Source organism: Hymenobacter siberiensis (assembly GCF_018967865.2).
In the GTDB taxonomy this organism is placed as follows: domain Bacteria; phylum Bacteroidota; class Bacteroidia; order Cytophagales; family Hymenobacteraceae; genus Hymenobacter; species Hymenobacter siberiensis.
Window position 1 is genome coordinate 1,099,791 of record NZ_JAHLZY020000001.1, and the last position, 24,525, is coordinate 1,124,315.

General features: G+C 59.8%; 27 protein-coding genes and 1 tRNA gene. 13 read left to right on the forward strand and 15 right to left on the reverse strand.

Annotated features, from left to right (window positions below):
* Positions 1–132: 132 nt before the first annotated feature.
* The 4 genes from KQ659_RS04835 to KQ659_RS04850 all read right to left on the reverse strand — a co-directional run bounded on the left by KQ659_RS04835 (position 133) and on the right by KQ659_RS04850 (position 2,485).
* Positions 133–705 carry a 50S ribosomal protein L25/general stress protein Ctc gene (locus KQ659_RS04835; RefSeq protein WP_216690054.1) on the reverse strand — a complete coding sequence of 191 codons (573 nt, stop codon included), beginning with the start codon at positions 703–705 and terminating at the stop codon, positions 133–135.
* A gap of 92 nt (positions 706–797) precedes the next feature.
* A complete protein-coding gene (locus tag KQ659_RS04840; RefSeq protein ID WP_216690053.1) occupies positions 798–1,067 on the reverse strand; it encodes a hypothetical protein in 270 nt (89 codons plus the stop codon).
* Positions 1,068–1,329: 262 nt separating this feature from the next.
* Positions 1,330–2,259, reverse strand: coding sequence for a ribose-phosphate pyrophosphokinase (locus KQ659_RS04845; protein WP_216690052.1), 930 nt, complete (start codon positions 2,257–2,259; stop codon positions 1,330–1,332).
* A 153-nt stretch (positions 2,260–2,412) separates the two neighbouring features.
* Positions 2,413–2,485 (reverse strand) — tRNA-Gln (locus KQ659_RS04850).
* A 275-nt stretch (positions 2,486–2,760) separates the two neighbouring features.
* On the opposite strand from KQ659_RS04850, the gene atpD reads away from it, so the two are divergent.
* The 4 genes from atpD (at position 2,761) to KQ659_RS04870 (ending at position 7,125) form a co-directional block, all read left to right on the forward strand.
* Positions 2,761–4,266: a F0F1 ATP synthase subunit beta gene (atpD, locus tag KQ659_RS04855; RefSeq protein ID WP_216690051.1), complete on the forward strand. Its 1,506-nt coding sequence runs from the start codon at positions 2,761–2,763 to the stop codon at positions 4,264–4,266.
* A gap of 117 nt (positions 4,267–4,383) precedes the next feature.
* Positions 4,384–4,632, forward strand: a complete 249-nt coding sequence (gene atpC / locus KQ659_RS04860; RefSeq protein WP_216690050.1) for an ATP synthase F1 subunit epsilon — start codon at positions 4,384–4,386, stop codon at positions 4,630–4,632.
* 135 nt (positions 4,633–4,767) lie between these two features.
* The gene (locus KQ659_RS04865; RefSeq protein ID WP_216690049.1) at positions 4,768–5,871 is read left to right on the forward strand and encodes an AI-2E family transporter; all 1,104 of its coding nucleotides are present in this window, start codon (positions 4,768–4,770) and stop codon (positions 5,869–5,871) included.
* Positions 5,872–5,994: 123 nt separating this feature from the next.
* Positions 5,995–7,125, forward strand: coding sequence for a trans-sulfuration enzyme family protein (locus KQ659_RS04870; RefSeq protein WP_216690048.1), 1,131 nt, complete (start codon positions 5,995–5,997; stop codon positions 7,123–7,125).
* Between the two features lie 133 nt (positions 7,126–7,258).
* Here KQ659_RS04870 and KQ659_RS04875 read toward each other — a convergent pair whose 3' ends face one another.
* From KQ659_RS04875 to KQ659_RS04895, 5 genes are all read right to left on the reverse strand, one after another.
* Complete coding sequence (locus KQ659_RS04875) at positions 7,259–7,852, reverse strand: hypothetical protein (protein ID WP_216690047.1); 594 nt, start codon at positions 7,850–7,852, stop codon at positions 7,259–7,261.
* Between the two features lie 227 nt (positions 7,853–8,079).
* Complete coding sequence (locus KQ659_RS04880; RefSeq protein ID WP_216690046.1) at positions 8,080–9,240, reverse strand: DegT/DnrJ/EryC1/StrS family aminotransferase; 1,161 nt, start codon at positions 9,238–9,240, stop codon at positions 8,080–8,082.
* A 2-nt stretch (positions 9,241–9,242) separates the two neighbouring features.
* Positions 9,243–9,617, reverse strand: a complete 375-nt coding sequence (locus KQ659_RS04885) for a four helix bundle protein (RefSeq protein WP_216690045.1) — start codon at positions 9,615–9,617, stop codon at positions 9,243–9,245.
* A 5-nt stretch (positions 9,618–9,622) separates the two neighbouring features.
* A complete protein-coding gene (locus tag KQ659_RS04890; RefSeq protein WP_216690044.1) occupies positions 9,623–10,306 on the reverse strand; it encodes an acetyltransferase in 684 nt (227 codons plus the stop codon).
* A gap of 146 nt (positions 10,307–10,452) precedes the next feature.
* On the reverse strand, positions 10,453–11,094 hold the full coding sequence (locus tag KQ659_RS04895) for a sugar transferase (protein WP_216690043.1): 642 nt from the start codon (positions 11,092–11,094) through the stop codon (positions 10,453–10,455).
* A 102-nt stretch (positions 11,095–11,196) separates the two neighbouring features.
* Between KQ659_RS04895 and ispE the strand changes: the two genes are divergently transcribed.
* The gene (gene ispE / locus KQ659_RS04900) at positions 11,197–12,018 is read left to right on the forward strand and encodes a 4-(cytidine 5'-diphospho)-2-C-methyl-D-erythritol kinase (RefSeq protein WP_216690042.1); all 822 of its coding nucleotides are present in this window, start codon (positions 11,197–11,199) and stop codon (positions 12,016–12,018) included.
* 69 nt (positions 12,019–12,087) lie between these two features.
* On the opposite strand, the gene KQ659_RS04905 is transcribed toward ispE, so the two are convergent.
* The 3 genes from KQ659_RS04905 to tgt form a co-directional block, all read right to left on the reverse strand.
* Positions 12,088–13,035, reverse strand: coding sequence for a DMT family transporter (locus KQ659_RS04905; RefSeq protein WP_216690041.1), 948 nt, complete (start codon positions 13,033–13,035; stop codon positions 12,088–12,090).
* 134 nt (positions 13,036–13,169) lie between these two features.
* A complete protein-coding gene (locus KQ659_RS04910) occupies positions 13,170–14,249 on the reverse strand; it encodes an LptF/LptG family permease (RefSeq protein WP_216690040.1) in 1,080 nt (359 codons plus the stop codon).
* Positions 14,250–14,387: 138 nt separating this feature from the next.
* Positions 14,388–15,518, reverse strand: a complete 1,131-nt coding sequence (gene tgt / locus KQ659_RS04915) for a tRNA guanosine(34) transglycosylase Tgt (protein ID WP_168674780.1) — start codon at positions 15,516–15,518, stop codon at positions 14,388–14,390.
* Positions 15,519–15,746: 228 nt separating this feature from the next.
* Between tgt and KQ659_RS04920 the strand changes: the two genes are divergently transcribed.
* The 3 genes from KQ659_RS04920 (at position 15,747) to rsmG (ending at position 18,276) form a co-directional block, all read left to right on the forward strand.
* The gene (locus tag KQ659_RS04920; RefSeq protein ID WP_216690039.1) at positions 15,747–16,895 is read left to right on the forward strand and encodes a glycosyltransferase; all 1,149 of its coding nucleotides are present in this window, start codon (positions 15,747–15,749) and stop codon (positions 16,893–16,895) included.
* Positions 16,886–17,509 carry an RNA polymerase sigma factor gene (locus tag KQ659_RS04925; RefSeq protein ID WP_216690038.1) on the forward strand — a complete coding sequence of 208 codons (624 nt, stop codon included), beginning with the start codon at positions 16,886–16,888 and terminating at the stop codon, positions 17,507–17,509. Before KQ659_RS04920 ends, KQ659_RS04925 begins: the two co-directional genes overlap by 10 nt.
* 149 nt (positions 17,510–17,658) lie before the next feature.
* A complete protein-coding gene (gene rsmG, locus KQ659_RS04930; RefSeq protein ID WP_216690037.1) occupies positions 17,659–18,276 on the forward strand; it encodes a 16S rRNA (guanine(527)-N(7))-methyltransferase RsmG in 618 nt (205 codons plus the stop codon).
* Positions 18,277–18,491: 215 nt separating this feature from the next.
* On the opposite strand, the gene KQ659_RS04935 is transcribed toward rsmG, so the two are convergent.
* Entirely contained in the window at positions 18,492–19,472 is a 981-nt protein-coding gene (locus tag KQ659_RS04935) for a YheT family hydrolase (protein ID WP_216690036.1), read from the reverse strand.
* Positions 19,473–19,748: 276 nt separating this feature from the next.
* Here KQ659_RS04935 and rpsT point away from each other — a divergent pair, with 276 nt between their 5' ends.
* The 4 genes from rpsT to KQ659_RS04955 all read left to right on the forward strand — a co-directional run bounded on the left by rpsT (position 19,749) and on the right by KQ659_RS04955 (position 21,761).
* Entirely contained in the window at positions 19,749–20,000 is a 252-nt protein-coding gene (gene rpsT, locus KQ659_RS04940; RefSeq protein ID WP_168674786.1) for a 30S ribosomal protein S20, read from the forward strand.
* Positions 20,001–20,200: 200 nt separating this feature from the next.
* Positions 20,201–20,491 (forward strand): hypothetical protein, encoded by a 291-nt coding sequence (locus tag KQ659_RS04945; RefSeq protein WP_216690035.1) that lies wholly within the window; start codon positions 20,201–20,203, stop codon positions 20,489–20,491.
* 70 nt (positions 20,492–20,561) lie between these two features.
* Positions 20,562–20,774 carry a hypothetical protein gene (locus KQ659_RS04950; RefSeq protein ID WP_216690034.1) on the forward strand — a complete coding sequence of 71 codons (213 nt, stop codon included), beginning with the start codon at positions 20,562–20,564 and terminating at the stop codon, positions 20,772–20,774.
* 33 nt (positions 20,775–20,807) lie between these two features.
* A complete protein-coding gene (locus KQ659_RS04955) occupies positions 20,808–21,761 on the forward strand; it encodes a T9SS type A sorting domain-containing protein (RefSeq protein WP_226929838.1) in 954 nt (317 codons plus the stop codon).
* Between the two features lie 81 nt (positions 21,762–21,842).
* On the opposite strand, the gene pyk is transcribed toward KQ659_RS04955, so the two are convergent.
* Both pyk and KQ659_RS04965 read right to left on the reverse strand, forming a co-directional pair.
* Positions 21,843–23,282, reverse strand: coding sequence for a pyruvate kinase (gene pyk / locus KQ659_RS04960; RefSeq protein WP_216690032.1), 1,440 nt, complete (start codon positions 23,280–23,282; stop codon positions 21,843–21,845).
* Positions 23,283–23,549: 267 nt separating this feature from the next.
* Positions 23,550–23,978, reverse strand: coding sequence for an IPExxxVDY family protein (locus tag KQ659_RS04965; RefSeq protein ID WP_216690031.1), 429 nt, complete (start codon positions 23,976–23,978; stop codon positions 23,550–23,552).
* A 162-nt stretch (positions 23,979–24,140) separates the two neighbouring features.
* On the opposite strand from KQ659_RS04965, the gene KQ659_RS04970 reads away from it, so the two are divergent.
* On the forward strand, positions 24,141–24,377 hold the full coding sequence (locus KQ659_RS04970) for an acyl carrier protein (protein WP_019948606.1): 237 nt from the start codon (positions 24,141–24,143) through the stop codon (positions 24,375–24,377).
* Positions 24,378–24,525 lie beyond the last annotated feature (148 nt).

Genomic DNA, 24,525 nt, shown 5'->3' on the forward strand with positions numbered 1-24,525 from the left:
GCAAAGCGCGACCTTTTCGCAGCGCAAATAAAAAGCCGCCCCAAAGTTGGAGCGGCTTTTCGGTTGAAGCGTAGTTTAATGGATGAAAGAATCGGGAGAGTCTGTCTATTCCGTTAAAGCTGCGGTTCAGGATTACTTGCCAGCGGCCAGCTCGCCTTTCAGGGCACGCGGGATGGTGATGGTGGCAATAGGCGCCTCGGCGCTGGTGAGGATGGTGTAGCCCTTCGGCTCCACGGCACCCACTTTGATGGATTTGCCCAACTCCATGGTGCCGATGTTCACTTCCACGTAGTCGGGGAGGTTGTCCATCGTAGCACGCACGCGCACTTTGCGCAGCTTGCTCACCAGTTTGCCACCGGCCAGTACGCCCGGCGAAACGCCGATGTACTTCACGGGGATGTCCATTTTTACCTCTTTGCCTTCTTCCAGCTCCAGGAAGTCAACGTGGAGGAGCATTTCGTTTACGGGGTGGAACTGGGCGTCCTGCACAATTGCCTTGTACAGCGTGCCTTCCACGTTCAGGTCCACAATGTGCGCCTCCGGCGTGTACAACAGTTCGCGGAACAGGATAGCGGGCACGGAGAAGTGCACGGTATCGGTGCCGCCATACAATACGCACGGTACTTGAGCGTCGAGGCGCAATGCCTTGGCGTCCGTTTTACCGAGATTCGCTCTTTTAAACCCTACAATCTCGAGGCTTTTCATAAAAGTGGTTTTTGGGGGATGATAAATGGCCCGTTCGCCTCCAATGTTGGAGGCAAACGGGCCGCAAAGGTACGGGTTAGTGCTATAAAAACCTACGGCTTAATGGGATTGAACTCGATGGTGGTGAAGAAATGGCGGGTATCTTCGGCCGCCCCCGGTTCCTGCGGCACCGAATACGAACACCGGAATACATAAAGCGCCCGGCCCACCACGTTCAGGCACTCGTCGGCCCCGGCGCGGTCCACGCCAATGCCTTCGCCGGTGAAAGCGCCTTCCAGCGCATCGAAGAATTTATCGCGCCGCGACTTCGGAATAATGCGGTTGGCCGTGGCCACACTTTGCAGGTTGGCTGGCATAGGCATCGCCGCCGGGGCCAGCGCCCGAATGTGAACCGAGGACGCGCAGGCACTCAGCAGCAGCGCGACTTAAAGGGTGAAGGTGGAAGTGTAAAGCTTGTTCATCACGTTTGCAGAAAAAAGTTCCAGTCGGGAAGTCTTTCTACAAAATTGTGCCAATCTTATCAGATACGGTAGGGCATCGGGGATAAAAAGAGCACGTCGTGCTAAACGCGGCCGAAGCAGCGCTCAGCACGACGTGCCGGGGTAAAGTCAATCAGGCCAGTGTCTACACGAATAGCGAGCTGATGCTCTCGTGCGTCACCACGTTGCGGATGGCGGCAGCGAACAGCGGAGCCAGCGAAATCACCCGGATTTTATCGTTCACCTCGCGCTGCGGAATGGTATCGGTGGTAATCAGCTCGGTGAGGGCCGAGGCGCGGATACGGGCGTGGGCCGGGCCGCTCAGCAGGGGGTGCGTGATGACGGCGCGCACCGAGTTGGCCCCGCGCTCCATCACCAGGTCGGCGGCTTTGCAAATGGTGCCAGCGGTGTCCACCATGTCGTCCACAAACACCACATCCATGCCCTTCACGTCGCCGATAATCTGCATGGAGGCAATCTCATTGGCCCGCACACGCATTTTATCGCAGACCACGATTTCGGCTCCAAATTTCTTGGCGAAGGCGCGGGTCCGCACCACGCCGCCCACGTCGGGCGAGGCGAAAATCAGGTTTTTCAGGTTCAGTGACTGGATGTAGGGAGCCGTGACAGTGGCCCCGTCGAGGTGGTCGACCGGAATGTCGAAGAAGCCCTGAATCTGGCCGGCGTGCAGGTCGCAGGTCATCAGGCGGTCGGTGCCCACGCTCTGGATGATGTTGGCCACGACCTTTGCCCCGATGCTCACGCGGGGCTTGTCTTTGCGGTCCTGCCGGGCGTAGCCCATGTAGGGCATCACGATGGTCACCTTGTGGGCCGAGGCGCGCTTGCAGGCATCCACCATCAGCATGAGCTCCATGAGGTGCTCGGAGGGCGGAAAAGTGCTTTGGATAAGAAACACCTCGCAGCCGCGCACGCTTTCGTCGAAGCTGGGGCTGAGCTCGTCGTCGGCGAAGCGCTGAAGGGTGAGGTCGCCCAGGGGCTGGCCAAAAGCGGCGGCAATTTTGTGGCCCAGCTCCTGTGAGGCGCTGCCGGCGAATAGTTTAGCGTGCGGGTCCATAAAGGGAAGGATAAAGCAAAACCGCCTGTTAATCCGGGTTTAAGCAGAGCAACAGGCGGCAGCGTGATGAGGAATAAATAGCGAAAGGCACTAACTTACTCCCGGGGAGGGAGAAGCCAGCGCCTTTGCTAAAGTTGTCGAGCGGTGTCGAAGTTGTCCGACCAGGGCTCGAACCTGGACTTTCTTGAATCAAAATCAAGCGTGTTGCCAGTTACACCATCGGACAATTTTCCAGTTGGCTACATGCCGTTTGGGAGTGCAAATGTACTACCGGAAAAATTCGGTGCAAGGATTTTTTGAAAAAAAATTGAAGAAAAAATCGTCGGTATCACCCCCGAAAGCGGCTTTCATCTCATTGATGCCTGATTTTCACGGGGTAGGGGCTGGGTAGAATATTTATAGTTGGGCCGGGTGCCGCAAACGTTATGGTTGGAAAAGCCACGCTTCTACCGTAATTTTGCGGCCTGAAAAGAGCATCAACTTCATCATAAATACAACCAAATGGCCAATACCGGCAAAATCACCCAGGTCATCGGACCCGTCGTGGACGTGAGCTTCGCGGGTGAAAACACGAAGCTGCCCAACATTCTCGACGCCCTCCAAGTAACCAAAGAGAACGGCCAAGTGGTAGTGCTGGAATGCCAGCAGCACCTGGGCGAGGACCGGGTTCGGACCATTGCCATGGACTCGACCGAGGGCCTGGCCCGTGGCGCGGAAGTACGCGACCTGGGTGCTCCCATCTCGATGCCCACCGGCGACGGCGTGAAAGGCCGCCTGTTCAACGTGATTGGCGAAGCCATTGACGGCATCCCGCAGCCCAAGAGCGGGCCGCGCTTGTCCATTCACCGCAACGCCCCGGCGTTTGAGGAGCTGGCTACTTCTTCGGAAGTATTCTTCACCGGTATCAAGGTTATCGACTTGCTCGCGCCTTATGTGAAGGGTGGCAAGATTGGTTTGTTCGGGGGTGCCGGCGTAGGCAAAACCGTACTGATTCAGGAGCTTATCAACAACGTGGCCAAGGCCTACGAAGGTCTGTCGGTTTTTGCCGGCGTGGGTGAGCGTACCCGTGAGGGCAACGACCTGCTGCGTGAATTCATTGAGTCCAACATCATTCTGTACGGCGATGCCTTCAAGCATTCGATGGAAGAAGGTGGCTGGGACCTGAGCAAGGTGGACATGGCGGCGATGGAAAAATCGCAGGCTACCCTCGTGTTCGGCCAGATGAACGAGCCCCCCGGAGCCCGTGCCCGCGTGGCCCTGTCGGGGCTGACCATTGCCGAGAGCTTCCGCGATGGCGACGGCACCGGTGCCGGCCGCGACATCCTGTTCTTTATCGACAACATTTTCCGCTTCACGCAGGCAGGTTCGGAAGTATCGGCTCTCTTGGGTCGTATGCCTTCGGCCGTGGGTTACCAGCCTACGCTGGCCACCGAAATGGGTGCCATGCAGGAGCGTATCACCTCCACCAAGCGCGGTTCTATCACGTCGGTACAGGCCGTTTACGTGCCGGCTGATGACTTGACTGACCCGGCCCCGGCCAACACCTTTGCCCACTTGGACGCCACGACGGTACTGAGCCGCAAAATCGCTGAGCTGGGCATCTACCCGGCCGTTGACCCGCTGGACTCGACCTCGCGCATCCTGTCGGCCGACATCCTCGGCGACGAGCACTACAACACCGCCCAGCGCGTGAAAGAGCTGCTCCAGCGCTACAAGGAATTGCAGGACATCATCGCCATTCTGGGTATGGACGAGCTGAGCGAAGAGGATAAGCAGGTTGTGAACCGCGCCCGTCGCGTGCAGCGTTTCCTGTCGCAGCCCTTCTTCGTGGCTGAGCAGTTCACCGGCCTCAAAGGCGTACTGGTTGATATCAAAGACACCATCAAAGGCTTCAACGAAATCATCGACGGCAAGTACGACCACCTCCCCGAGGCGGCGTTCAACCTCGTTGGTAACATCGAGGATGCCGTGGCCAAAGGCGAGCGCCTGATTGCAGAAGCCAAGTAATTTTTTAAATGTGGAGAATGTGGGAATGTGGGTGATGTGAAAATTGATTGTCAACAAATCAATACACTAGCCACATTTCCACATTTTCACATCATCACATTCCCCACATTTAAAGAAATGCATTTAGAAATCATCACCCCCGACCGCAAGGTATTCGAAGGCGAAGTGACGGCGGCCCAGTTTCCGGGGGCCAATGGCGCGTTTGAAGTGCTGAATAATCACGCTCCGCTCATTGCCGCGCTGAAAGCCGGCGACGTGACGCTGACCGGCGGTGCCGGTGGCCGCGAGGTTATCCGCATCGAAGGCGGCGTGGTGGAAGTGCTGCGTAACAACGTGATAGTGCTGGCCGAAGGCGCAGTGGCGTAACGCCGCAGCAACCGTTAGCATCTGGCCGAAAGTCGCTCCTGCCTGGCAGGAGCGGCTTTTTTGTGGTATGAGCCGGCCAAGTGAAGAGAATACCGTATAGCATACTGCGCGCAAAACCATTTGCCTTTGCTGTTTATGAGATCTTCGGACCCATTTGTTGCCGTTGAAAATATTTATACTCCCCGGCAGCGCTATGTGCTGCTGGTAGCCTCGTTGATTGGACTGGGGGCCCTGATGGTGTTTGGGCTGGCGCAGTACCTCACGGCGTTTCTGGCGGCGGGCATCCTGTTCGTGGTGTTTCGGCCGTGGTGGCTGGCGCTGGTATACCAGCGGCGCTGGAACCGGCAGATGGTGGTGGTGGGTATTCTGCTGGTGACGGTGGTGGTACTCGTGATTCCGTTCTACGCCCTGACTTCGCTGCTGCTCGACCGTCTAATTGCCTTCGCTCAGAACCCCAACCGGCTGCTGGAGGTGATTCACAAGCTGGAAAAAGCCACCGGCTTCCAGCTGACTGAACAGTTGAACGTGCGCCAGCTGCTGCTGCAGGGTGCGGCCAAAGTCACGAGCTGGCTGCCCACGCTGGCCAGCAGCGCCCTCAACTTCCTGGTGATTGTGGGCCTGATGCTGTTCACGATGTACTACATGTTTATGCAGGAAACGTTCTTTCTGCTGGGACTGCACCGCTACCTGCCGTTCCGCAACGAGACGCTGCAGGAACTGGGTGAGTCGCTGCAAAACAATGTGAATGCCAACGTGCTGGGCCAGGTGCTGGTGTCGGTGGTGCAGGGCGTGCTCACGGGGGCCACGCTGCTGATTTTTGGGGTGCCCGACGCGGTTTTTTGGGGTGTGGTGGCCTTTTTTGCGGCGTTTCTGCCGGTGCTGGGCACGCCGCTGGTGTGGGGGCCGGCCGCGCTCTATCAGTTTTCGCAGGGGAATAAGGGGCAGGCCATCGGGATTTTGCTGGTGGGTTTCATCCTGATTATGAACATCGATAACGTGCTGCGCATCGTGTTGGCCAAGCGCATGGGCAATATTCACCCGCTGATAACGCTGGTGGGCATTGTGCTGGGCGTGGAGATATTCGGCATCATCGGGCTGGTGGTGGGGCCGCTGCTGGTGTCGTATTTTATGGTATTGATGGAAGTGTTTCGGCGCGAAAACCGCCAGCACATGAAGCTGGTGGTGAATAGCCCGCCCGAACACAAACCGGTTATTCCGACCCCGGAGAAAACGGAGTGAAATCGTACGACGCTTTTCCCGGAATTTTCCCCGGCGGAGGAATAATAGTTTTTCGGCCCGTTGCATACCCGTCGAAGCCGGCCGCGTGCCGACCTTTGCGCCTCACGCTCCGCTTTCGCGCTCATGGACCAACCCAATATTCAGCCTAAAATCACGCCCATCTACCAAACGTCGGTTTTCAAGTTTGAAGACCTTGACGCGGTGCAGCAATACTTCGACGAGCCGGGCAGCCGCTACCTGTACTCGCGCAACGGCAACCCCAACTCCGATGAGCTGGCCACCGCCGTGGCCCACTGGGAAGGTGGCGCGGGCGCGGTAGCCACGGGCTCGGGCATGGCAGCCATTTTCGCGGCGCTGCTAACCTACTGCCAGGCCGGCGACCACGTGCTGTGCGCGGCCGATATCTACGGCGGCTCGGCGGCGCTGCTGAACCTGGAGCTGGCGCGGCTGGGCATTGCGGTGACGTACGTGCCGTTTGATAGCCTGTACAACCTGGCGGCCTACGTGCAGCCCACTTCCCGGCTGCTGCTTTGTGAAACGATGAGCAACCCGCTGCTGCGCGTGGTAGACCTGCGCGCCGCCGCCGACGAATGCCACCGCCACGGCCTGAAACTGGTGGTCGATAACACGTTTTCGACGCCCGTGCTCACCCGGCCGCTGGCCTACGGGGCCGACCTCGTGCTGCACAGCGTGACCAAATACCTGGCCGGCCACTCCGACGTGACGGCCGGGGCCGTGGTGGCCCGCACCCTGGAAGATGTGGCCCGCCTGCGCCAGATTGGCATCGTGTTCGGCCTCACGCTGAGCCCTATGGAAAGCTGGCTGGCCGTGCGCGGTATGAAAACCATTCGCCTGCGCGTGGCCGCCCACAGCGAAAACGCGCTGGTAGTAGCCGAGTTTCTGAACGAGCATCCGGCCGTGCAGGCCGTGTATTATCCGGGCTTGCCCGGACACCCGCAGCACGCGCTGGCCACATTGCAGGGCGCAGGGCGCTTCGGTGGCATGCTCTCGTTCCGGCTGCCGGATGATGCGGCCATGGTTAACCGCTTCATGCAGCGCAGCCAGCGGTTTCCGTTTGCGCCCTCGCTGGCGGGGGTCGATTCGTCGTGCTCGCACCCGCTCTATACCTCGCACCGCGCCCTGACCGATGCGCAGCGGGCCGAATTGGGCATCACCGTGGGGCTGGTGCGGCTGAGTGTAGGCATTGAACCGGTGGAGGAGCTACTGGCCGATTTGGCCCACGCGCTGGACTAGGGGCGCTTGGGTGAATGCGAAAATTCGAGGCAGCGCGCTGATTTAGCAACGATTTGCGGCTGATTATTCGCGGCTGGAGGCTATCTTCATCATACCAAATGAAGCTCCTTTAGCTGTTTTCCTGGTTGAGAAGCTACAGCTTGTCCGATACCTGGGTGGAAATTTGCTTGGCGGTGCGCAGGGCCTGAAACTCGCCCTGCTGTGAACGGATGGTCAGCTTATCATCGAGCGAAAAGCTGCCGCGCAGCTGCTGGTACCGGTCGTTGAGGCTGCTCATGATGTTGGTGGCGGTGGCCCAGTCGGCGGGTTTCCAATTCTGGCGGTCGTTGCGCACGCGCTCGGTGAACAGGTCGTAGGCCGCGAGCAGGCCGGTGGTGGTGAGCGTGGAAACGGTGGTTTTCTTGCGCAGAAAGGTGGACACCTGGGCATCGGTGGCGGCCGTGGCGGGGGCATCCATCGTGCTGCTGCTGCTGCTGCCGGCGGTGGAAGCAGGGCTGGTGGTGGTGCCCACCGGCACATTGATGGTACGCGTGGTGCGGCGAATAACCTTGCCGGTTTCGGGGTCCAGGTCTTCGGTTACTTCGATTTGCTGCTGGGTGCCGGCCGGGGCGGTGGTGGTGGTGGTCGAGCTGGGTTTGGTCGTCGTCGTTGTGGTGGATTTAGTCTGGGCGAGGGCGGCAAAAGGCGAGGCCAGCAACAACAGCGCGAGAAGACAGGGGTTTTTCATGGGAAATAAAGAAGTGAGGTTATCCTTTAACGGCAAAGTCCGGGCCACGGTGTAGAAGCGGGCCAATTCCGCAAGACTTTCGCATCAAATGTTGCATGGCTCTGACTCGAGCTGTCTCACGCGTGGCCTCTGTCACGCGGTGCAACTCGCCGTCGCCCATGGCGCTATACTGCTGCCATTCATAGCAAGTACGTTCCGCTAAACAACGACTACCGGTCGGGCTGGCGTTAGCCCAGCGCCACCGTCAGGGCCTCTTTCACGCGGCGCAGCTCGCCGTCGCCCATCGCGGTGCCGCTGGGCAGGCACAGGCCCCGGGCAAATAGGTCTTCGCACACCGCGCCGCCGTACATGGGGGCGGCGGCAAACAGGGGCTGCAGGTGCAGCGGCTTCCACAGCGGCCGGCTCTCGATGTTGCGGGTTTCGAGGTGCAGCCGCACGGCCTCGGGCGTAGGGGCGGGGGCGTGGTTTTCCGGGTCGGGCGAGGCCACGAGGATGGTGGTGAGCCAGCGGTTGGCGCGGCTGCCGGCCGGCTCCGGGGCCAGCGCCACCGTGAGGCCGGGCACGGCGGCGAGGTGCTCGCGGTACCAGTCGAAAATCTGGCGGCGGCGCTTCACGCGCTCGGGCAGCAGCTCCATCTGGCCCCGCCCGATGCCGGCCAGGATGTTGCTCAGGCGGTAGTTGTAGCCGGTTTCGGAGTGCTGGTAGTAGGGGGCGTCGTCTTTGGCCTGGGTGGCCAGGAAGCGGGCTTTGTCGGCCAGGGCCTTGTCGTGGGTCACGAGCGCGCCGCCGCCGCTGGTGGTCAGAATCTTGTTGCCATTGAAGGAGAACACGCCCACCCGTCCAAAGCTGCCCAGCGGCTGCTGCTCCCACTCCGAGCCTAGGGCTTCGGCCGCGTCTTCGAGGATGGGAATGTCGAATTCTGTTGCCAGGGCCAGGATTTCGGGCAACCTGGCGGGCATTCCGTAGAGGTGTACCAGGATTAGGGCTTTGGGCTTGCGGCCCTTGGCGATGCGGTCCACGATGGCCTCGCGCAGGCGCTCGGGGCAGATGTTCCAGGTTTCGGCCTCGCTGTCCACAAACACCGGCGTGGCCCCGAGGTACACAATGGGGTTGGCTGTGGCTACGAAGGTGAAGGAAGGACACAGCACCTCATCGCCCGGCTCTACGCCCAACAAAATCAGCCCCAAGTGAATGGCCGCCGTGCCCGAGTTCAGCGCTACTGCATATGGCACGCCCACCGCCGCGCAAATGTCGGCCTCGAAGCCCGTGATATTTGGTCCGGCCGGAGCCACCCAATTGTCCTCAATGGCCTTGTGCACGTAGTTCATTTCGTGTCGGCCGAGGTGGGGAGGGGAGAGGTAGAGACGGTCGTAATCCTGGCTGCGCATTATCAGTTATCAGTTAAGAGTTGGGAGTTTTCGCGGGTGGAGCAAACGATGGCGCTCAGCATGTGGCGTAACTCTTTGGCATCAGTCAATAATGATTCGGCCAGGCGAAAATTCAGGCATTCGGTTTCGCTGAGCAGGCGCAGCCAATAATGGGTTTCGCGGGCTTCTTTGTAGGCGATGCCGCATTTAGCGGCAAAGTCGCGGCGGGAAAAGCCGCCTGTCGCCTCCTCCATATTAGCGCATATTGAAGTGCCGCTACGAAGCAGCTGGTCGGCCAAAGCTCGGGGTTGTCCCTGCGCCAATAAGTGCTTATAGAGCTTTGCAATGCGTTTTGCAAACACAAAGCTCTTATGCAATACCGTTCCTTCCAATTCCATAACCCTTAACTCTTAACTGGCTTCGCCGGTACGCCTACCGCCGTCACATTCGCCGGCAAATCGCGCACGGCCACCGCGCCGGCTCCGAGGATGGTGTTTTCGCCGATTTGTACGCCCTGGATAACGGTGGCATTCGTGCCAAGGTACACGCCCTGCTCTAGCCGGGCCGCGCCGCTCACGTTGGCGTGCGGCATCAGGGAGCAGAAATCGGCCAGCGTGGCATCGTGCCCCACCGTGCAGCCCAGGTTGAGTAGCACGAACCGGCCCAGCGTAATATCACAGGTCAGGAGGCAGCCCTGCTGAATGATGCAGCCCGCGCCCAGCGCAATGCGCTGCATCGGCCCCAGCGCCACGGCCGGATGCACAATGCTCGGAAAGCTGAGCTGCTCCGACGTGAGCCGTGCCATCACGGCCGCCCGGCTGGCCGAGCTGCCCACGGCCACGGCCACGGCCAGCGGCTCGGCGGTGGCGTTGAGGTCGGCGCTGGTGCCGAGGTAGGGGAGGCCGCCCACGGTGGGCGTGGTAGGGGCGTGGTCGTCGTAGAAGCCGCGCACCTGCCAGCTCGGCTGCGCCTCGTTGAGCTGCCGGAGTAGCAGCAGAACCTCGCGCCCCAGGCCGCCCGCTCCGAATATGACGAGCGGCGGCAGCTCCTCCGCTACCTCGTAATCAGAAAAGAAGAGTTGTGTCATGACAATAACTGATGTTACGCAAGTAGCTCCTGAGTCAGATGTTTCAACTGGTTTCTCGTGCTAAAAAACGGCTCAACAGCATTAAACGAGCAACCAGCCACAAAAACAGACGCCGCAGAAAGCACTGCGTAGCAATAGATGATAATTTACGAAGAAGGCGGTGGTGGCGGACTGCCCCGAAAGGCCGTAGTAGTGGCCTGCCCGGGCGTATTGATGCCGCGCGCGCCCAGCACCCGCCCGGCGGTGCGCCACAGAATAAGCAGGTCGAGCCGCAGCGAAAGGTGGTCCACGTACCAGACATCAAACACGAATTTTTCCTCCCAGCTGATGGCATTGCGGCCGTTTACCTGCGCCCAACCAGTAAGGCCGGGGCGCACGGCGTGGCGGCGGGCCTGCGCCGGCGAGTACAGCGGCAGGTACTCGGGCAGCAGCGGGCGCGGGCCTACCAGACTCAAATCGCCGCGCACAATGTTCCAGAGCTGGGGCAATTCATCGAGGGAGGTAGCGCGCAGCCAGCGGCCCAGCGGGGGCAGGCGCGCGGCATCGGGCAGCGGCTGGCCGGCAGCGTCGCGGGCGTCGGTCATGGTTTGCAGCTTGTAGAGCGTGAAAAGCCGCCCGTGCCAGCCCGGCCGCAGCTGCCGAAACAGCCAGCGGCCCCGGTTCTGGCCGGCCGCCAGCGCCGCCGCACCCGCCAGCAGCGGCAGCGCGAGCAGCAGCAGCGGCCCGGCCAGCGCGAGGTCGAGCAGGCGCTTGCCGTGGCGGGCGTAAAGGGAAGCAGGGGTGGACACTGAGTTAATTAAACGAGCAGGCAAAGAACGTCATGCTTCGCTGCGCTCTGCATGACGTTCTTTTGTTTCCTCATTCCTCATTCCTAATTAAGCGTAGCACCTATGCTCGTCTTCCCCAACGCCAAGCTCAACCTCGGCCTCTACGTTACCCAGCGCCGGCCCGATGGGTTCCACACCCTCGAATCAGTCTTCGTACCCCTGCCCTGGACCGATGCTTTTGAGATGCTGCCCGCCGCCCCCGGCCATCCTACTAGCCTCACCCTCACCGGCCGCCCCATTCCCGGCGACCCGGCCACCAATCTCTGCGTGCGGGCCTACGAGCTGTTGCAGGCCGATTTTCCCGAGCTGCCGCCGGCGCAGCTGTACCTGCATAAAATAGTGCCCATCGGGGCGGGCCTGGGCGGGGGCTCGGCCGATGCCGCCTTCGCCCTGCGGGCTGCCAACGACCTGTTCCGTCTCAATCTTTCGGCGGAAACCCTGGAAGGCTACGCCCGCCGCCTGGGCTCCGACTGCGCCTTCTTCATCCAAAACAAGCCGGTGCTGGCCGTAGAAAAAGGCGACGTATTCGAAGAAATCAGCCTGCGCCTGACTGGTATGGCCTGCGTGGTGGTGTATCCCAACCTCCACATCAGTACCGCCGAGGCGTATGCCTGCATCAGCCCGCAGCCGCCGCAGCACTCGTTGCGCGAGGCGCTGGCGCAACCCATGAGCACCTGGCGCGCCACCGTAAGCAACGACTTCGAAACGGCCCTCACGCCCAGCCACCCGGTGCTGGCCGAGATTAAGCAGCAGTTGTACAACGCCGGCGCTACTTACGCGAGCCTGTCGGGCTCTGGCTCGGCCGTGTATGGCTTGTGGGAAAGCGGGGAGCCAGTGGCCATGACGTGGCCGACAGCGTACGCAGTGTGGCAGGGCTTATTGTGAAGAGTTGAGAGTTAGGAGTGAAGAGTCGACTGACTCCTAACTCTTCACTCCTAACCCTCAACTCTCAACTCAAACCGGCATGGCTGGCTCCAGGTCCGGCTGCTTGTCCTTCATCAGGCGCGCCACCAATGGGTGAATCAGCACGCTGAGCACGATGAGCAGGGTGCCAATGTAGAAGCCCGTACTCATGCGCTCGCCGTTGAACTGCGGCGCGTGCAGCAGTCCTTTGGTGTGCAGCCAATAAATGGCCGCTGCCATCGAAATGCCATATACCGGCTCCAGATTAATGGTCAGATTCACCGCAAAAGGCGAAATTCGCTTCATCAATTCTACCGATGTGGAGAAGGCATATACTGTGCACACGCCCGCCAGCAGGCCCAGCCAGAGCCAGTCGTAGCCGTGCCACGCCAGCTGCAAGCCCCGTCCCTGCGTGAAATAATGGCTGTAAATAGGGAAGAACAGCACGATGCTCAAACAAGCCCCCGCCATCTCGTAAAAGGTGAGTCGTAGCGGCGGATGCGTCTTAATCAGCTTCGAGTTCAGCACGCTGAACAGTGCCGACAGGCCCGCCGAGAGCACCGCTACGCCCAGGCCCAGCAGCTGGTCGAGTTCGGCCTGGCTCACCAGGTACAGCCCCACCATGGTAATCAAACCTAGCCCCACCTCGTAGCCGCGCACCCGCCGCCACAGCAGCAGCGGCTCCAGCAGCGAGGTCCAGAGCGCCAGCGTGGCCAGCCCCGCCAGGCACACGCTAACGGACGACAGCCGCGCCGCCAGAAAGAAGGTAATCCAGTGCGCCGCTACCAGCGCGCCCACCGCCAGCAACCGCACCGCCTGCCCCGCCGATACGCGCCAGGCCTGCCGCCGCCCCGCCAGTAGTACCGTCAGACCGGCCGCCGCCAGCAGCGTGCGCCAGAACACCAGCTCCACCGGTGGCACCGTCAGCAGCTTGCCCAATATGGCCGTGAAGCCCCACAGGAGCACAATGAAATGAAGCTTGAGGTAGTCGCGGAGCACGTAGTTGAATGTGAGAAATGGGAAGACGTGAAAATGTGAAAATTAAAAGGCAGGCGTGTGCCGGTGTGCCGCACTTTCTCCCCTAGCTATCGGCCACACATTTTCACATCTCCACATTCTGCACATTGATAAAATTATTTCGGCACAAACCGGTACAGCGCCAGCCCGATTACCGAGAATACGGTGCTGGGCACCCACGCCGCCACCAGTGGCGACATGCTGCCCACCTGCGCCAAGTTGCGGCTCAGCATCACGAAAATGATGAATACGAAGGCCAGCACGAACCCCAGCGCAATTTGCCCACCCACCCCGGCCCGCGACTTGCGGGCGCTGAGCGTCACCCCAATCAGGGTCAGAATAACGATGGAAAACGGGTATGCGTACCGCTCGTATTTCTCGCTCAGGTAGAGCTGGGTGTCGTCGGCCCCGCGCTCTATTTTAGTTTTAATGTAGGCGTTCAGCTCCGGCAGGGTCATGGTTTCGGCCAGCTTGTAGGTGCTGGCAAAGTCCTTCGGAAAGAGGTTCAGGGTGGTGTCGCGGGCGGGCACGGTTTGCAGGGTTTCGTCCTGCGCGCCTCTGAAGGTGCGTACCAGCTGCGGCGAGAGGTGCCAGACCTGCTTAGTCGAATCCCAGTTGATGGCATCGGCCGTGAGGCGGCGCTTAAGGATGGTACTGTCCACGGTTTCGAGCGCAAAATGGAAGCCGATGTTGCTCAGGTTGTCGTAGCTCTCCATGTACACGTAGCTGCGCGGCCCGATTTTGATGTGCACGTTACGCCCCTGAAACCGGTAGGGCAGTTTGATGTACGCCCGCTCAAACGCCACCCGCGACTTATTGCCGATGGGCAGCACCCAGCCAATCAACCCGAATATCAGCAGTCCCACCACCGCACCACCCATGGCGTAGGGCAGCATCAGCCGCCGGAAGCTCACGCCACTGGCCAGAATAGCCACAATTTCCGTCCGCGCCGCCAGTTGCGCCGTCACAAACACGACGGCAATAAAAATGGTAATCGGCGACAGCAGGTTGGCGAAATAGGGAAACAAATAAATATAATAGCCGAAAATAATTTTCGATATCGGCAGATTATGCTGAATAAAGTCGTCGTTTTTCTCCGTGAAATCAATCACGCAAATCACCGTCACGAGAATTACCACCGAGAAGAAAAACGCGGCGAGAAATTTCTTAATGATGTATTTGTCGAGGATATTCATTGGGGTGAGTAATGGAATAATTAGAACGTCATGCTGAGCGCCGCCGAAGCATCTCGCGTGCGGTAGTAACTTAATCGTGAGAGCGCCATTATTTAGTGGTGGCAAGCGAGATGCTTCGGCGGCGCTCAGCATGACGTTCTACAACCGCGTCATCAATTGCTTCACCATGCGCTCTTTCCACGGCCCAAACGTGCCGGCGATGATTTCCTTGCGGGCTTCCTTCACCAGCCACAGGTAAAATGTGAGGTTGTGGGCCGAGGCGATTTGCGGCCCCAGCATCTCCTGACACTGAAAGAGGTGGCGCACGTAGGCCCGGGTGTAGAAGTTGCTGGCCGCGCCCTCCAGCACCGGGTCGATGGGCGTGAAATCGGTGGCGAATTTCAGGTTCGTCACGTTCATAATACCCTGCGTGGTGAACAGCATGCCGTTGCGGGCGTTGCGGGTCGGCATCACGCAGTCGAACATATCCACGCCCAACGCAATGTTTTCTAATATGTTGGCCGGGGTGCCCACGCCCATCAGGTAGCGCGGCTTGTCCTTGGGCAGGATGTCGCACACCAGCTCGGTCATCTCGTACATCAGCTCGGCGGGCTCGCCCACGCTCAGGCCGCCGATGGCGTTGCCGGCCCGGCCCTGCTCGGCAATGAACTCGGCCGATTTGATGCGTAAGTCCTTGAAAGTGCTGCCCTGCACAATCGGAAATAGCGCCTGCTCGTAGCCATAGAGGCCCTCGGTGCTGTCGAAGCGTGCAATGCAGCGCTTCAGCCACCGGTGCGTCATATCGAGGGAGCGGGCGGCGTAGTCGTACTCGCAGGGCCAGGGCGTGCACTCATCAAAAGCCATGATAATATCGGCCCCAATCACGCGCTGAATGTCCATCACGCCCTCCGGGGAGAACAAATGCTGGCTGCCATCAATGTGCGAGCGAAATTTCACGCCCTCTTCCTTAATCTTCCGGGTATTGCTGAGCGAGTACACCTGGTAGCCGCCCGAATCCGTGAGAATGGGCCGGTCCCAGCCATTAAACTTGTGCAGGCCGCCGGCCGCCCGCAGCACATCGAGGCCCGGGCGCAGGTAGAGGTGGTAGGTGTTGCCAAGGATAATTTGGGCCTGCACATCGTCCTTCAGCGTGGCTTGGCTCACGGCCTTCACGGTGCCGGCCGTGCCCACGGGCATAAAAATGGGCGTTTCTATGGTGCCGTGGGCCGTTTCGAGGCGGCCGGCGCGGGCCTTGGTGGCGGGGTCTTGGGCGAGGAGGTCGAAGGTCATGCGGGGGAAGGCGAGGTCGCAGCAGAGCGCAAAAAGAACGTCATGCTGAGCGTAGCCGAAGCATCTCGCGTGCAGCAGTAATTAGAATCGCCTTCACGATTGAGTTACTGCTGCACGCGAGATGCTTCGGCTACGCTCAGCATGACGGGCTACGGCCCTTGCTTTCCGCAAAGGTAACCCGCCCGTTTCGCGCCCCGTACTTTTGCGGGCTCATTCGTACCCGCCGCTTTGTTGCTTCCACCCGTACCCACGTCCCCATTTTTCTGGCTTTTGTTGGCGTGCGTGCTGGTGCAGCTGTTCTACGCGGTATATTTCTTCTGGCCCTTTGCCCGCCGCGCCCCCGAAGCCTCGGCCGCCGCGCCCGGTCCGGATGCCGAGCCGGTGTCCATTGTCGTTTGCGCCCGCAACGAGCTCGACAACCTGCGCCGCCTGCTGCCGCTGCTGCTCCAGCAGGACTATCCGGCGGCTTTCGAAATCGTGCTCATCGACGACCGCAGCCACGACGACACGTATTTATACGCCCAGCAGCTGGTCCAGTATTACCCCGAAAAAATTCGCCTCGTCACCATCAGCCGCACCCCCGACAGCTTCGCGCCCAAGAAATACGCCCTCACCCTCGGCATCAAAGCCACCCGCTACGCCTGCCTCCTCTTCACCGATGCCGACTGCATTCCGGCCACCAACCAGTGGCTGCGCCTCATGCAGCGCGGCTTTGCCAAAAAAGACGGGGCCGACCTCGTCCTGGGCTTTTCCGCCTACGCCGAAGCGCCCGGCTTCCTCAATCAGCTCATCCGCTACGAAACGCTGCTCACTGCTGCTCAGTACCTCAGCTTTGCCTGGCGCGGCTGGCCCTACATGGGCGTGGGCCGCAACCTGGCCTACACCCGCGCCTGCTTCACGGCCACCAAGGGCTTTGCCTCGCACATCCGCCAGCTCTCCGGCGACGACGACCTGCTGGTGCAGGACGCCGTGCGCCAGCGCCAACGCGTGGCCGTAGTAGCCGACCCCTCAGCCCACACCCTGAGCGCGCCCGCCGAAACCTGGGCCGCCTGGTGGCGCCAAAAGCGCCGGCACTTATCAGCCGGGCGGGCCTACCGGCTCCCCGACCGTTTGCGGGTGGGCACCTTCGTGCTGGCCAATATGTTGTTCTATCTGACTACCGTTGTGCTAGTTTTTTCGCCAAACAATTGGGTATCTTTGATAGTCGTATGGGTTCTGCGAACTTTGTTCGTAAGCGTCGTGTATGCGCGTCTGAGCCAGCGGCTCGGCCAGTCCGTAATCGTCGGGCTCTTGCCGGTGCTCGATGCGGTTTATTTTTTTCAATACCTGGCTCTGGGAATCTCGCTGTTCCTTAACCGCACCCTTCGATGGAAGTAAACAACCAAGATAGTCAAAAGCAGTTTTCAGCTAAAGCCAAACACGACTTTAAGCTGATTCGCGCCGCCGTGGACCACGGCGATGAGAAGGCCTATGCCGAGCTGATGCACATCTACAAAAAGCCCGTGTACCACGTGGTGCTCAAGATGGTGCGCAACCAGGACGATGCCGAAGACCTCACCATTGAGGCCTTCGCCAAGGCTTTTCGCAACCTGCACAAGTTCAACCCCGAGTATGCGTTCAGCACTTGGCTGTTCCGCATTGCCACCAACAACTGCATCGATTTTATCCGCAAGAATAAAATCAAAACCATGTCGATTGATTCGGCCATTAAGGTTGACAACGGCGACGAAATCACCATCGATTTCCGCGACAACGACTTGAATCCGGCCGAGCACGCTGTGCGCAACCAGAAAATCGAAATCATGCGCCACATCGTGTCGCGCTTGCCCGATAAGTACCAGCGCCTCGTGTCGTTGCGCTATTTCGACGAGCTCAGCTACGAAGAAATCGCCACCGAGCTCAAAGCCCCTCTCGGCACCGTGAAAGCCCAGCTGCACCGCGCCCGCGAGCTGCTCTATGACATGGTGAAGCACACCAAGCAGATTATTTAAGCCCCGCTGCGTTTCGTTTTTGTCATTCTGAAAGCAGCGTAGCGAAATGAAGAATCTCTACCATGGAAGTAATTAATTACTCTCGCGGTAGAGATTCTTCATTTCGCTACGCTGCTTTCAGAATGACCGTTTTCAAATAGCTCGCACCCATGAACCTCCTCCAGCACCACTTCCCCCAACTCACCCCGCAGCAGCTTGAGCTTTTTCAGCAGTTCGAAGCCGAGTTCCGCGCCACCAACGAAGCCATCAACCTGGTGTCGCGCCCCGACATGGAGAATTTCACGGAGCGCCACGTGCTGCACTCGCTGGGCATTGCCAAAGTGGTGCAGTTTCCTAAAGGCAGCGCCGTGCTCGACGTGGGCACCGGCGGCGGCCTGCCCGGCCTGCCGCTGGCCATTCTATTCCCCGAAGTGCACTTCCACTTGGTAGATAGCATTGGCAAGAAAATCCGCGCCGTGCAGTTCATGGCCGCCGCGCTGGGCCTGAACAACGTGACCGCCGAGCAAACCCGCGCCGAGCAGGTGCGCGCCAAATACGACTTCGTGGTGAGCCGCGCCGTGGCCCGCCTCGCCACCTTCCATCCCTGGATTGCCCACCGCTTCAAGCCCCAGGGCGCGCCCGGTGCCGGCCTGTACTACCTCAAAGGGGGCGACCTGACGGAGGAAATCGCCGAGTCGGGTCTGAAAGCCCGGGTAACGAACTTGAGCGACGTCTATCCGGAAGAGTTTTTCGAGACGAAAAAAGTGGTGTTTATACCAGCCAAGTAATCGGTTGTCATTGCGAGTTTAGCCGGCTCTGGCGCGACTTTAGCGTAGCGTAACTCGTGCCGGCTATGCAGGAGGCTGTGCCTCCTGTGCCGCGCCAGCGGCAATTCGGCTTTGCATGGGCCGCGCCGTTCTGATGCGAGGCACAGCCTCGCCCAGATAGTGGGCACGAGTTACACTGCGCTAAACTCGCGCCAGTCACAAACAAGCGTTTTCGCCTACGCTGGCACCGCCGCCGTCAGAAACGCCACCGCCCGCCGCTCCGAATAATACTCGCCGCTGCTCTCGGCAAAGCCGACGTGCCCGCCCTCAGGCGGCGTTTCGAGGAACACAAAGGGTGAGCTGACCGCCACCTCCCGCGGATAGCAGGAAGCCGGCAAAAACGGGTCGTTCTGCGCGTTAACCAGCAGCGTAGGCACCCGAATGCCGCTGAGGTAGCGGCCCGAGCTTGCATACTGGTAGTAGGCATCGGCCGAATCGAACCCGTGCATGGGCGCAGTGTATTTGTCATCGAACTGCTGGAAATCGCGCAATTCCTCAATCCCCTCCAGGTCGACCTGGCCGGGCAGCAGCTCGGCCTTGGCCCGCACCTTCTCGCGCAGCGATTTCAGAAATCGCCGCAGGTACACCTGGTTTTGCAGCCGCCCGATATGCACCGAGCTGGCCTGCAAATCCGTCGGCACGGAGAATACCGCCGCCCGCTGCACCTCGGCCGGTACGCGGGCCGCATCCTCACCCAGGTACTTCAGCGTCACGTTGCCACCCGCACTGAAACCCAGCAGGTAGGCCCGCTGGTAGCGGCCGGTGGCCAGCGCGTGGCGTAGCACCAGGTCCAGGTCCTCGGTGTCGCCGAGGTGGTAGGAGCGGAGCAGGCGGTTCATCTCGCCGCCGCAGCTGCGGTAGTTCCAGGCCAAGGCATCGAGGCCCGCGCGGTTGAGGGCCCGTACCATGCCCCGCACGTAGGGCCGCGAGGCGTCGCCTTCGAGGCCGTGCGATACGATGGCGAGGTCGTTGGTGGGGTGGTGTTTGGGCAGGCGGCTCCAATCCAGGTTCAGGAAATCGCCGTCGGGCAGCTCCAGGCGCTCGCGCTGGTAGGCCACGTCGGGCACGGTGCGCCACAGGCTGGGCACAATGGTCTGCAAATGACCATTGAACAGGTAAAAAGGCGACTGATAATGGGTTTCGGCAACGAGCGGCATGGCACGGAGGGGCTGGGAGTGGCTGGGCGCGCTGGGTGGGAGGGGGAGGTTTGGTAAAGTTCGCACCTAATCGGCATGCATACTAATTTAGCTGCCTGAAAGTGAATTTGGAATGAGTATTGGCCGTTTTGAGAGGGACTCTGATTTCCTCAACGGAATATAATAAGCATTGGCTCAAGATTTTTGGCGGTAAGGTTTGAATTTGTCAGACGGATTCGTACCTTTGCCCTCCCAAACACAGAACTCAAGCATAACGCTCCTATATATTTCCTGCTCATGGCAAACCATAAGTCGGCCCTCAAGCGCATCCGCAGCAACGAAGCCAAGCGCGTGTTGAACCGTTACCAGCACAAATCCACCCGCACGGCTATCAAAAAGCTCCGTACGACGACCGACAAAACGGCTGCCCAAGAGCTGCTGAAGAAGGTGACTTCGATGCTGGACCGTCTGGCCAAGAAGAACATCATCCACAAGAACAAAGCTGCTAACAACAAAAGCAAGCTGACAAAGCTCGTCAACGCGCTTTAGTGCGAGACGAGCCTAGCGAGGCCAGACTGCGCCGCCCCAAGGTCTGGTCTCGCGCTCCTTACAAAAAGCCCTGCTCAGTTTTGAGCAGGGCTTTTTGCGTGTAAATAGGTTTTTGGGCGAGCTAACATAGCTTTATTCGGGAGTATTTGAGTGGGTTGCTTACCTTACGGGCAATATTCCACATCAACTACCCCCAACCCATGAAACACGCCTACCCTTGGGCGCAGCCTTTGCTGGCCGCGCTGATTTCGTTTACGGCTTTGAGCGCCAGTGCGCAACAGGCGTGGCGGCCGTTTCGGCCGGGGCTGATTTATTCGTTTTCTCCCACTTCGTCTTCTGCTTCTAATGGGACCGCCAACGTGTTTTTGTTGCGTCTTGACTCAACATATCGCACTGCGGGAGGTGATTCCGTGTGGGCCTTTAACCGGCTAATGTGGCCGTTTGATGGCAGTGCGTTGGGGGGGAATGTTTGCTTTTACGACTGCCCGTAAAAGCCGTAACAACCTATTCGGGTCGCGGTTGGTATGGCAGCCGGGTACGGCCGAATTCATTTTGGAAAACGTGGCTGAAGGAAGCCAGCAAGCGGCCCTATCGTTGCGGCTACGACCCCGGGCGGCTGTGGGCAGCTCCTGGGTAGCCAGTACCTCGCCCGCGCTCACGGCCACCCTCACGAGCCGTAGCTGGGACCGGGTAGGCAGCCAGCCGGGCAGTCCCTTCGATTCGGTGGCTGTTGTCACCCTCAGCTCGGGAGCAGTGGTGCGGCTGAGCCGGTAATACGGGCTACTGGCTGGCCCACGCTGGCTTACATTGACGAGCACGGCTCCGCAATATGTTATCCGCGAACTGCCGGTGGCGTTGGCCGGCTCCCCGCTATCGCCGGACCGTCTTTTCGATTTGCATCCTGGCGACCTGTTGGGTTACGAAACGACGCCACAATCGGTGGGCGGGCCGCCCTGCACCAGTACGTATACGCTACGCGCTATGCTGACGCGGCAGGTGGTCGGCGACTCGCTGATTTTCACCTACCGCCAACAAAGCAAGGTCGTAAATCACCGTATTTCTGGCTGCTTCGGCACGCCGCCTGGAACGGTACTGGGGCCGGTGCAAACGGGCCGGTTGGCGTTTTCGCTGCGCACGGGCCAGTCGCAACAGTATGAGGCGCTGCCGCTGCTGTCCGGAGAGTACCGGGAGCTGTCCCGTTTCGCTGGCAGTGTAGTGCTGGTGGGGTTGGGCCTGTCGCAGCCAACCTTTCCTACCTGCCAGAGTGGTAACACTATTCTGGGCTACGAATATTTGCACCGCAGTGGAATGGCCAGCAATAATACACTGTCGTACGGGACAATAACGGACGGTAACTGGTTTCAGCATTTTGCCGCAGAAACCGGATTGGGCGACATTCGAACCGATGAAAAAACGCTACAATATTCCGTGAAAAGCGGATTCACTGGCCCCATTATCTGCGGCTCGAATACAAACTATGCTACCCTGCTGCCTACTCGTGCCGCCCAGGTGGCCGCCATTGCCACGCTGCACCCCAACCCCGCCGCCGAAGCTGCCACGCTCACGCTGGTCCAGCCCGCCCGCGCCGGGGCCTCGCTGCGTCTGACCGATGCGCTGGGCCGCGCCGTGTGGCGCGCGCCCGTGGCTGCTGGGCAGACGGCCGTATCCGTACCGTTGGTCGGGCAGCCCGCCGGCCTCTACCTGCTCCACCTTACCAGCCCCGATGGCGCTACCGCGACGTGGAAGCTGACCCACGAATAGGCCGGGTATCACCACAAAAAAGAGCCCGCTACTTTCGTAGCGGGCTCTTTTCGTATTCGGCCAGCGGGCCGGGATTGTGAGTTAGGCGATGCTCACCCGCACCATGTTGGCTTTGCCTTTGTCCTGGATGGGCATCGAGCCGGTGGTGATGTACACGTCGCCGGCTTCGAGGTGGCCGGTGGTGGTGAGGACGTAGCGGATGTCGGCCACGGTGCTGTCGGTGCTCACGAGGCGGTCGTAGTAGAAGCCGCGCACGCCCCACACCAGGCTCAGGGCCGTGAGCAGAGGCCGGTTATCGGTGAAGATGAAGATATTGGCTTTGGGGCGGTATTTGGCCAGCTGGAAGGCCGTGTAGCCCCGGTGCGTCATGCCGGTAATGGCTTTGGCCTCGGTGTTTTTGGCCAGGTGGCAGGAGGCCGACAAAATACTGTCGGCCATGAAGTTGGTGCCGCTGGAGTCGATGGGCCACCACTTATGAAACAGCTGCGGGCTGCGGCTTTCCACGCTCAGGATGGTGCCCACCATCGAGCGAATCACCTCGGCGGGGTAAGCGCCCACGGCGGTTTCGGCGGAGAGCATCACGGCATCGGCCCCGTCGAGCACGGCGTTGGCCACGTCGCTGGTTTCGGCGCGGGTAGGGCGGGGGGCCGTAATCATCGACTCCATCATCTGGGTGGCCACGATAACGGGCTTGCCGGCCGCGTTGCACTTGGCAATAATCATCTTCTGCGCCATCGGCACCTCTTCCATCTTCACCTCCACGCCGAGGTCGCCACGGGCCACCATCACAGCATCGGCGATGGCGATGATTTCGTCGATATTGCGCAGGCCGTCGGGCGTCTCAATCTTGGCCACCACGCGGGTATTTTTGCCGGCGTCGGCAATCAGCTTTTTGATGAAGCGAATGTCGTCGGCCTTGCGGGCAAAGCTCAGGGCCACCCAGTCCACGTCGTGCTCCAGGCCGAATTTCAGGTCTTCAATGTCCTTTTCGGTCATGCTCGGGGCCGATACTTCGGAGTCGGGTAGATTGATGCCTTTGCGGGGCTTCACCAGGCCGCCGTACACCACTTCCACGTCTACTTCCTTGTCGCGGTCGGTGGCCAGCACCTTCAGTTCAATTTTGCCATCGTCAATCAGAATCTGGTCGCCGGCCTTCACGTCGCGGGCCAGGCCCAGGTAAATGGTGCTCAGCCGCGTGGCCGTGCTGATTTCCTTCTCGCCGCACACCAGCTTGATTTTGTCGCCGGCTTTGATTTCCACACCGCCGCCTTCTACCTCACCCAACCGGATTTTCGGTCCCTGCAAGTCCTGCAACAGGCCCACCGAAGTCCGCATGTCCTTGTTCAGCCGCCGCACCGTGTTGATAACCGACAGGTGCTCCTCGTGCGCGCCGTGCGAAAAGTTGAGCCGGAATACGTCCACGCCTTCGCGCATGAGCGTGCCGAGGCGCTCATACGTGTTGGAGGCGGGGCCCACGGTGGCCACAATTTTGGTTTTGTTAAAAGAGTTGGGGGTTTCCATGCGTTGGGATGAAATGTCGGAACAAAAAAACTCCCCTCCTTAGGCAGAAGGGGACGCTGGCGCAGCGCGCAAGCTGGGGCGATAGCAGAATAAAAATGCCACCCATAGTCGCAAAAGTCGTTTAATTTAACCGAAAACCCTACCGTTTGCCGCGGTACTTGCCCGGGGTTTTTCCAGGCAAACGTTTGTTTATGGCCCTATTGGGCACCTGAGCGCGTTGGTTTATTTCCGTTGGGGCAAGGCCATGTGCCTCGCCCGCCCCGGCAATCACATAATCAGGTTTTCCTTGTATTTAAGCGAATTCGGGTCGAACTGGCAGGCATACTGCACGGCATCGAGGGCGGTGAGGCACTGAAGGATTTCGTCATCGGCCAGATGGCCGCTGCCGTTGCTCACGGCCAGCAGGTAGTCGTATTCCTTAATATCCGGGGCCAGGTAGGGCTTTTTGAGGCTGGAAGGGGCAATGGAGCGGTTGCGCAGCAGCCGCAGCGTGAGGCTCTCGGTAGCGTGCAGGTAGTGCGTAAACACCAGCCGGCCATGGCTGAGGAGGTTGAGCAGCAGTTCGGGCTGCTTTACGAAGCGCAGGCGCAGGGCGCGGTTCAGCGTCCAGGCCAGCGTGTAGTCGTGGGTACTACTCACCAGCCCGAAAAGGGCGAAGTCGCACTCGTACTCAACATCAAGGGTGAAAGTTTTCATAGCGGCCACAAAAGGGGCACCCGCAGGCGGGAAGCGGCAAAGCTACGGACCGCGACGGGCCATCGCCATAATCTTGTACCCGCATTTTGGAAGCGCAGCCGTGGGTTAGTTGGAAAATCTCTCGTTACTTTGCACTGTAGTTTTCCCTAAACCCCCACGGAAATGTCTGAAATCGCAGAAAAAGTAAAGGCCATTATTATTGATAAACTGGGCGTTGAAGCCTCCGAGGTTACCCCCGAGGCAAGCTTCACCAACGACCTGGGTGCTGACTCGCTGGATACCGTCGAGCTGATTATGGAGTTCGAAAAGGAATTCAACGTGAGCATCCCCGACGACCAGGCCGAGAACATCGGCACCGTGGGCCAAGCCATCAGCTACCTCGAAGAGCACGCTAAGTAGTCTTCCTCATCCTGAGCACAACGAGCAATTTGCGTAAATAATCTTTACTCAACTTCCGCGTTTTGCCTGGAATGAATCCCTAAGTTCTGCGCATACCGGCCGGCTAGCCGCCGGCCGGTTTTGCTGTTTTATCCTGCCTCATCTTTCG

What these genes read in the sequence shown, in the direction of transcription:
- KQ659_RS04865 (WP_216690049.1), top strand. Translation starts at nt 4,768, where the DNA reads ATGAGATCTTCGGACCCATTTGTTGCCGTTGAAAATATTTATACTCCC.
- KQ659_RS04870 (WP_216690048.1), top strand. Translation starts at nt 5,995, where the DNA reads ATGGACCAACCCAATATTCAGCCTAAAATCACGCCCATCTACCAAACG.
- KQ659_RS04890 (WP_216690044.1), bottom strand. Translation starts at nt 10,306, where the DNA reads ATGACACAACTCTTCTTTTCTGATTACGAGGTAGCGGAGGAGCTGCCG.
- tgt (WP_168674780.1), bottom strand. Translation starts at nt 15,518, where the DNA reads ATGACCTTCGACCTCCTCGCCCAAGACCCCGCCACCAAGGCCCGCGCC.
- KQ659_RS04885 (WP_216690045.1), bottom strand. Translation starts at nt 9,617, where the DNA reads ATGGAATTGGAAGGAACGGTATTGCATAAGAGCTTTGTGTTTGCAAAA.
- rpsT (WP_168674786.1), top strand. Translation starts at nt 19,749, where the DNA reads ATGGCAAACCATAAGTCGGCCCTCAAGCGCATCCGCAGCAACGAAGCC.
- atpD (WP_216690051.1), top strand. Translation starts at nt 2,761, where the DNA reads ATGGCCAATACCGGCAAAATCACCCAGGTCATCGGACCCGTCGTGGAC.
- atpC (WP_216690050.1), top strand. Translation starts at nt 4,384, where the DNA reads ATGCATTTAGAAATCATCACCCCCGACCGCAAGGTATTCGAAGGCGAA.
- KQ659_RS04840 (WP_216690053.1), bottom strand. Translation starts at nt 1,067, where the DNA reads ATGCCTATGCCAGCCAACCTGCAAAGTGTGGCCACGGCCAACCGCATT.
- ispE (WP_216690042.1), top strand. Translation starts at nt 11,197, where the DNA reads ATGCTCGTCTTCCCCAACGCCAAGCTCAACCTCGGCCTCTACGTTACC.
- KQ659_RS04835 (WP_216690054.1), bottom strand. Translation starts at nt 705, where the DNA reads ATGAAAAGCCTCGAGATTGTAGGGTTTAAAAGAGCGAATCTCGGTAAA.
- KQ659_RS04845 (WP_216690052.1), bottom strand. Translation starts at nt 2,259, where the DNA reads ATGGACCCGCACGCTAAACTATTCGCCGGCAGCGCCTCACAGGAGCTG.
- KQ659_RS04935 (WP_216690036.1), bottom strand. Translation starts at nt 19,472, where the DNA reads ATGCCGCTCGTTGCCGAAACCCATTATCAGTCGCCTTTTTACCTGTTC.
- KQ659_RS04970 (WP_019948606.1), top strand. Translation starts at nt 24,141, where the DNA reads ATGTCTGAAATCGCAGAAAAAGTAAAGGCCATTATTATTGATAAACTG.
- KQ659_RS04875 (WP_216690047.1), bottom strand. Translation starts at nt 7,852, where the DNA reads ATGAAAAACCCCTGTCTTCTCGCGCTGTTGTTGCTGGCCTCGCCTTTT.
- KQ659_RS04880 (WP_216690046.1), bottom strand. Translation starts at nt 9,240, where the DNA reads ATGCGCAGCCAGGATTACGACCGTCTCTACCTCTCCCCTCCCCACCTC.
- KQ659_RS04910 (WP_216690040.1), bottom strand. Translation starts at nt 14,249, where the DNA reads ATGAATATCCTCGACAAATACATCATTAAGAAATTTCTCGCCGCGTTT.
- KQ659_RS04945 (WP_216690035.1), top strand. Translation starts at nt 20,201, where the DNA reads ATGAAACACGCCTACCCTTGGGCGCAGCCTTTGCTGGCCGCGCTGATT.
- KQ659_RS04925 (WP_216690038.1), top strand. Translation starts at nt 16,886, where the DNA reads ATGGAAGTAAACAACCAAGATAGTCAAAAGCAGTTTTCAGCTAAAGCC.
- KQ659_RS04965 (WP_216690031.1), bottom strand. Translation starts at nt 23,978, where the DNA reads ATGAAAACTTTCACCCTTGATGTTGAGTACGAGTGCGACTTCGCCCTT.
- pyk (WP_216690032.1), bottom strand. Translation starts at nt 23,282, where the DNA reads ATGGAAACCCCCAACTCTTTTAACAAAACCAAAATTGTGGCCACCGTG.
- rsmG (WP_216690037.1), top strand. Translation starts at nt 17,659, where the DNA reads ATGAACCTCCTCCAGCACCACTTCCCCCAACTCACCCCGCAGCAGCTT.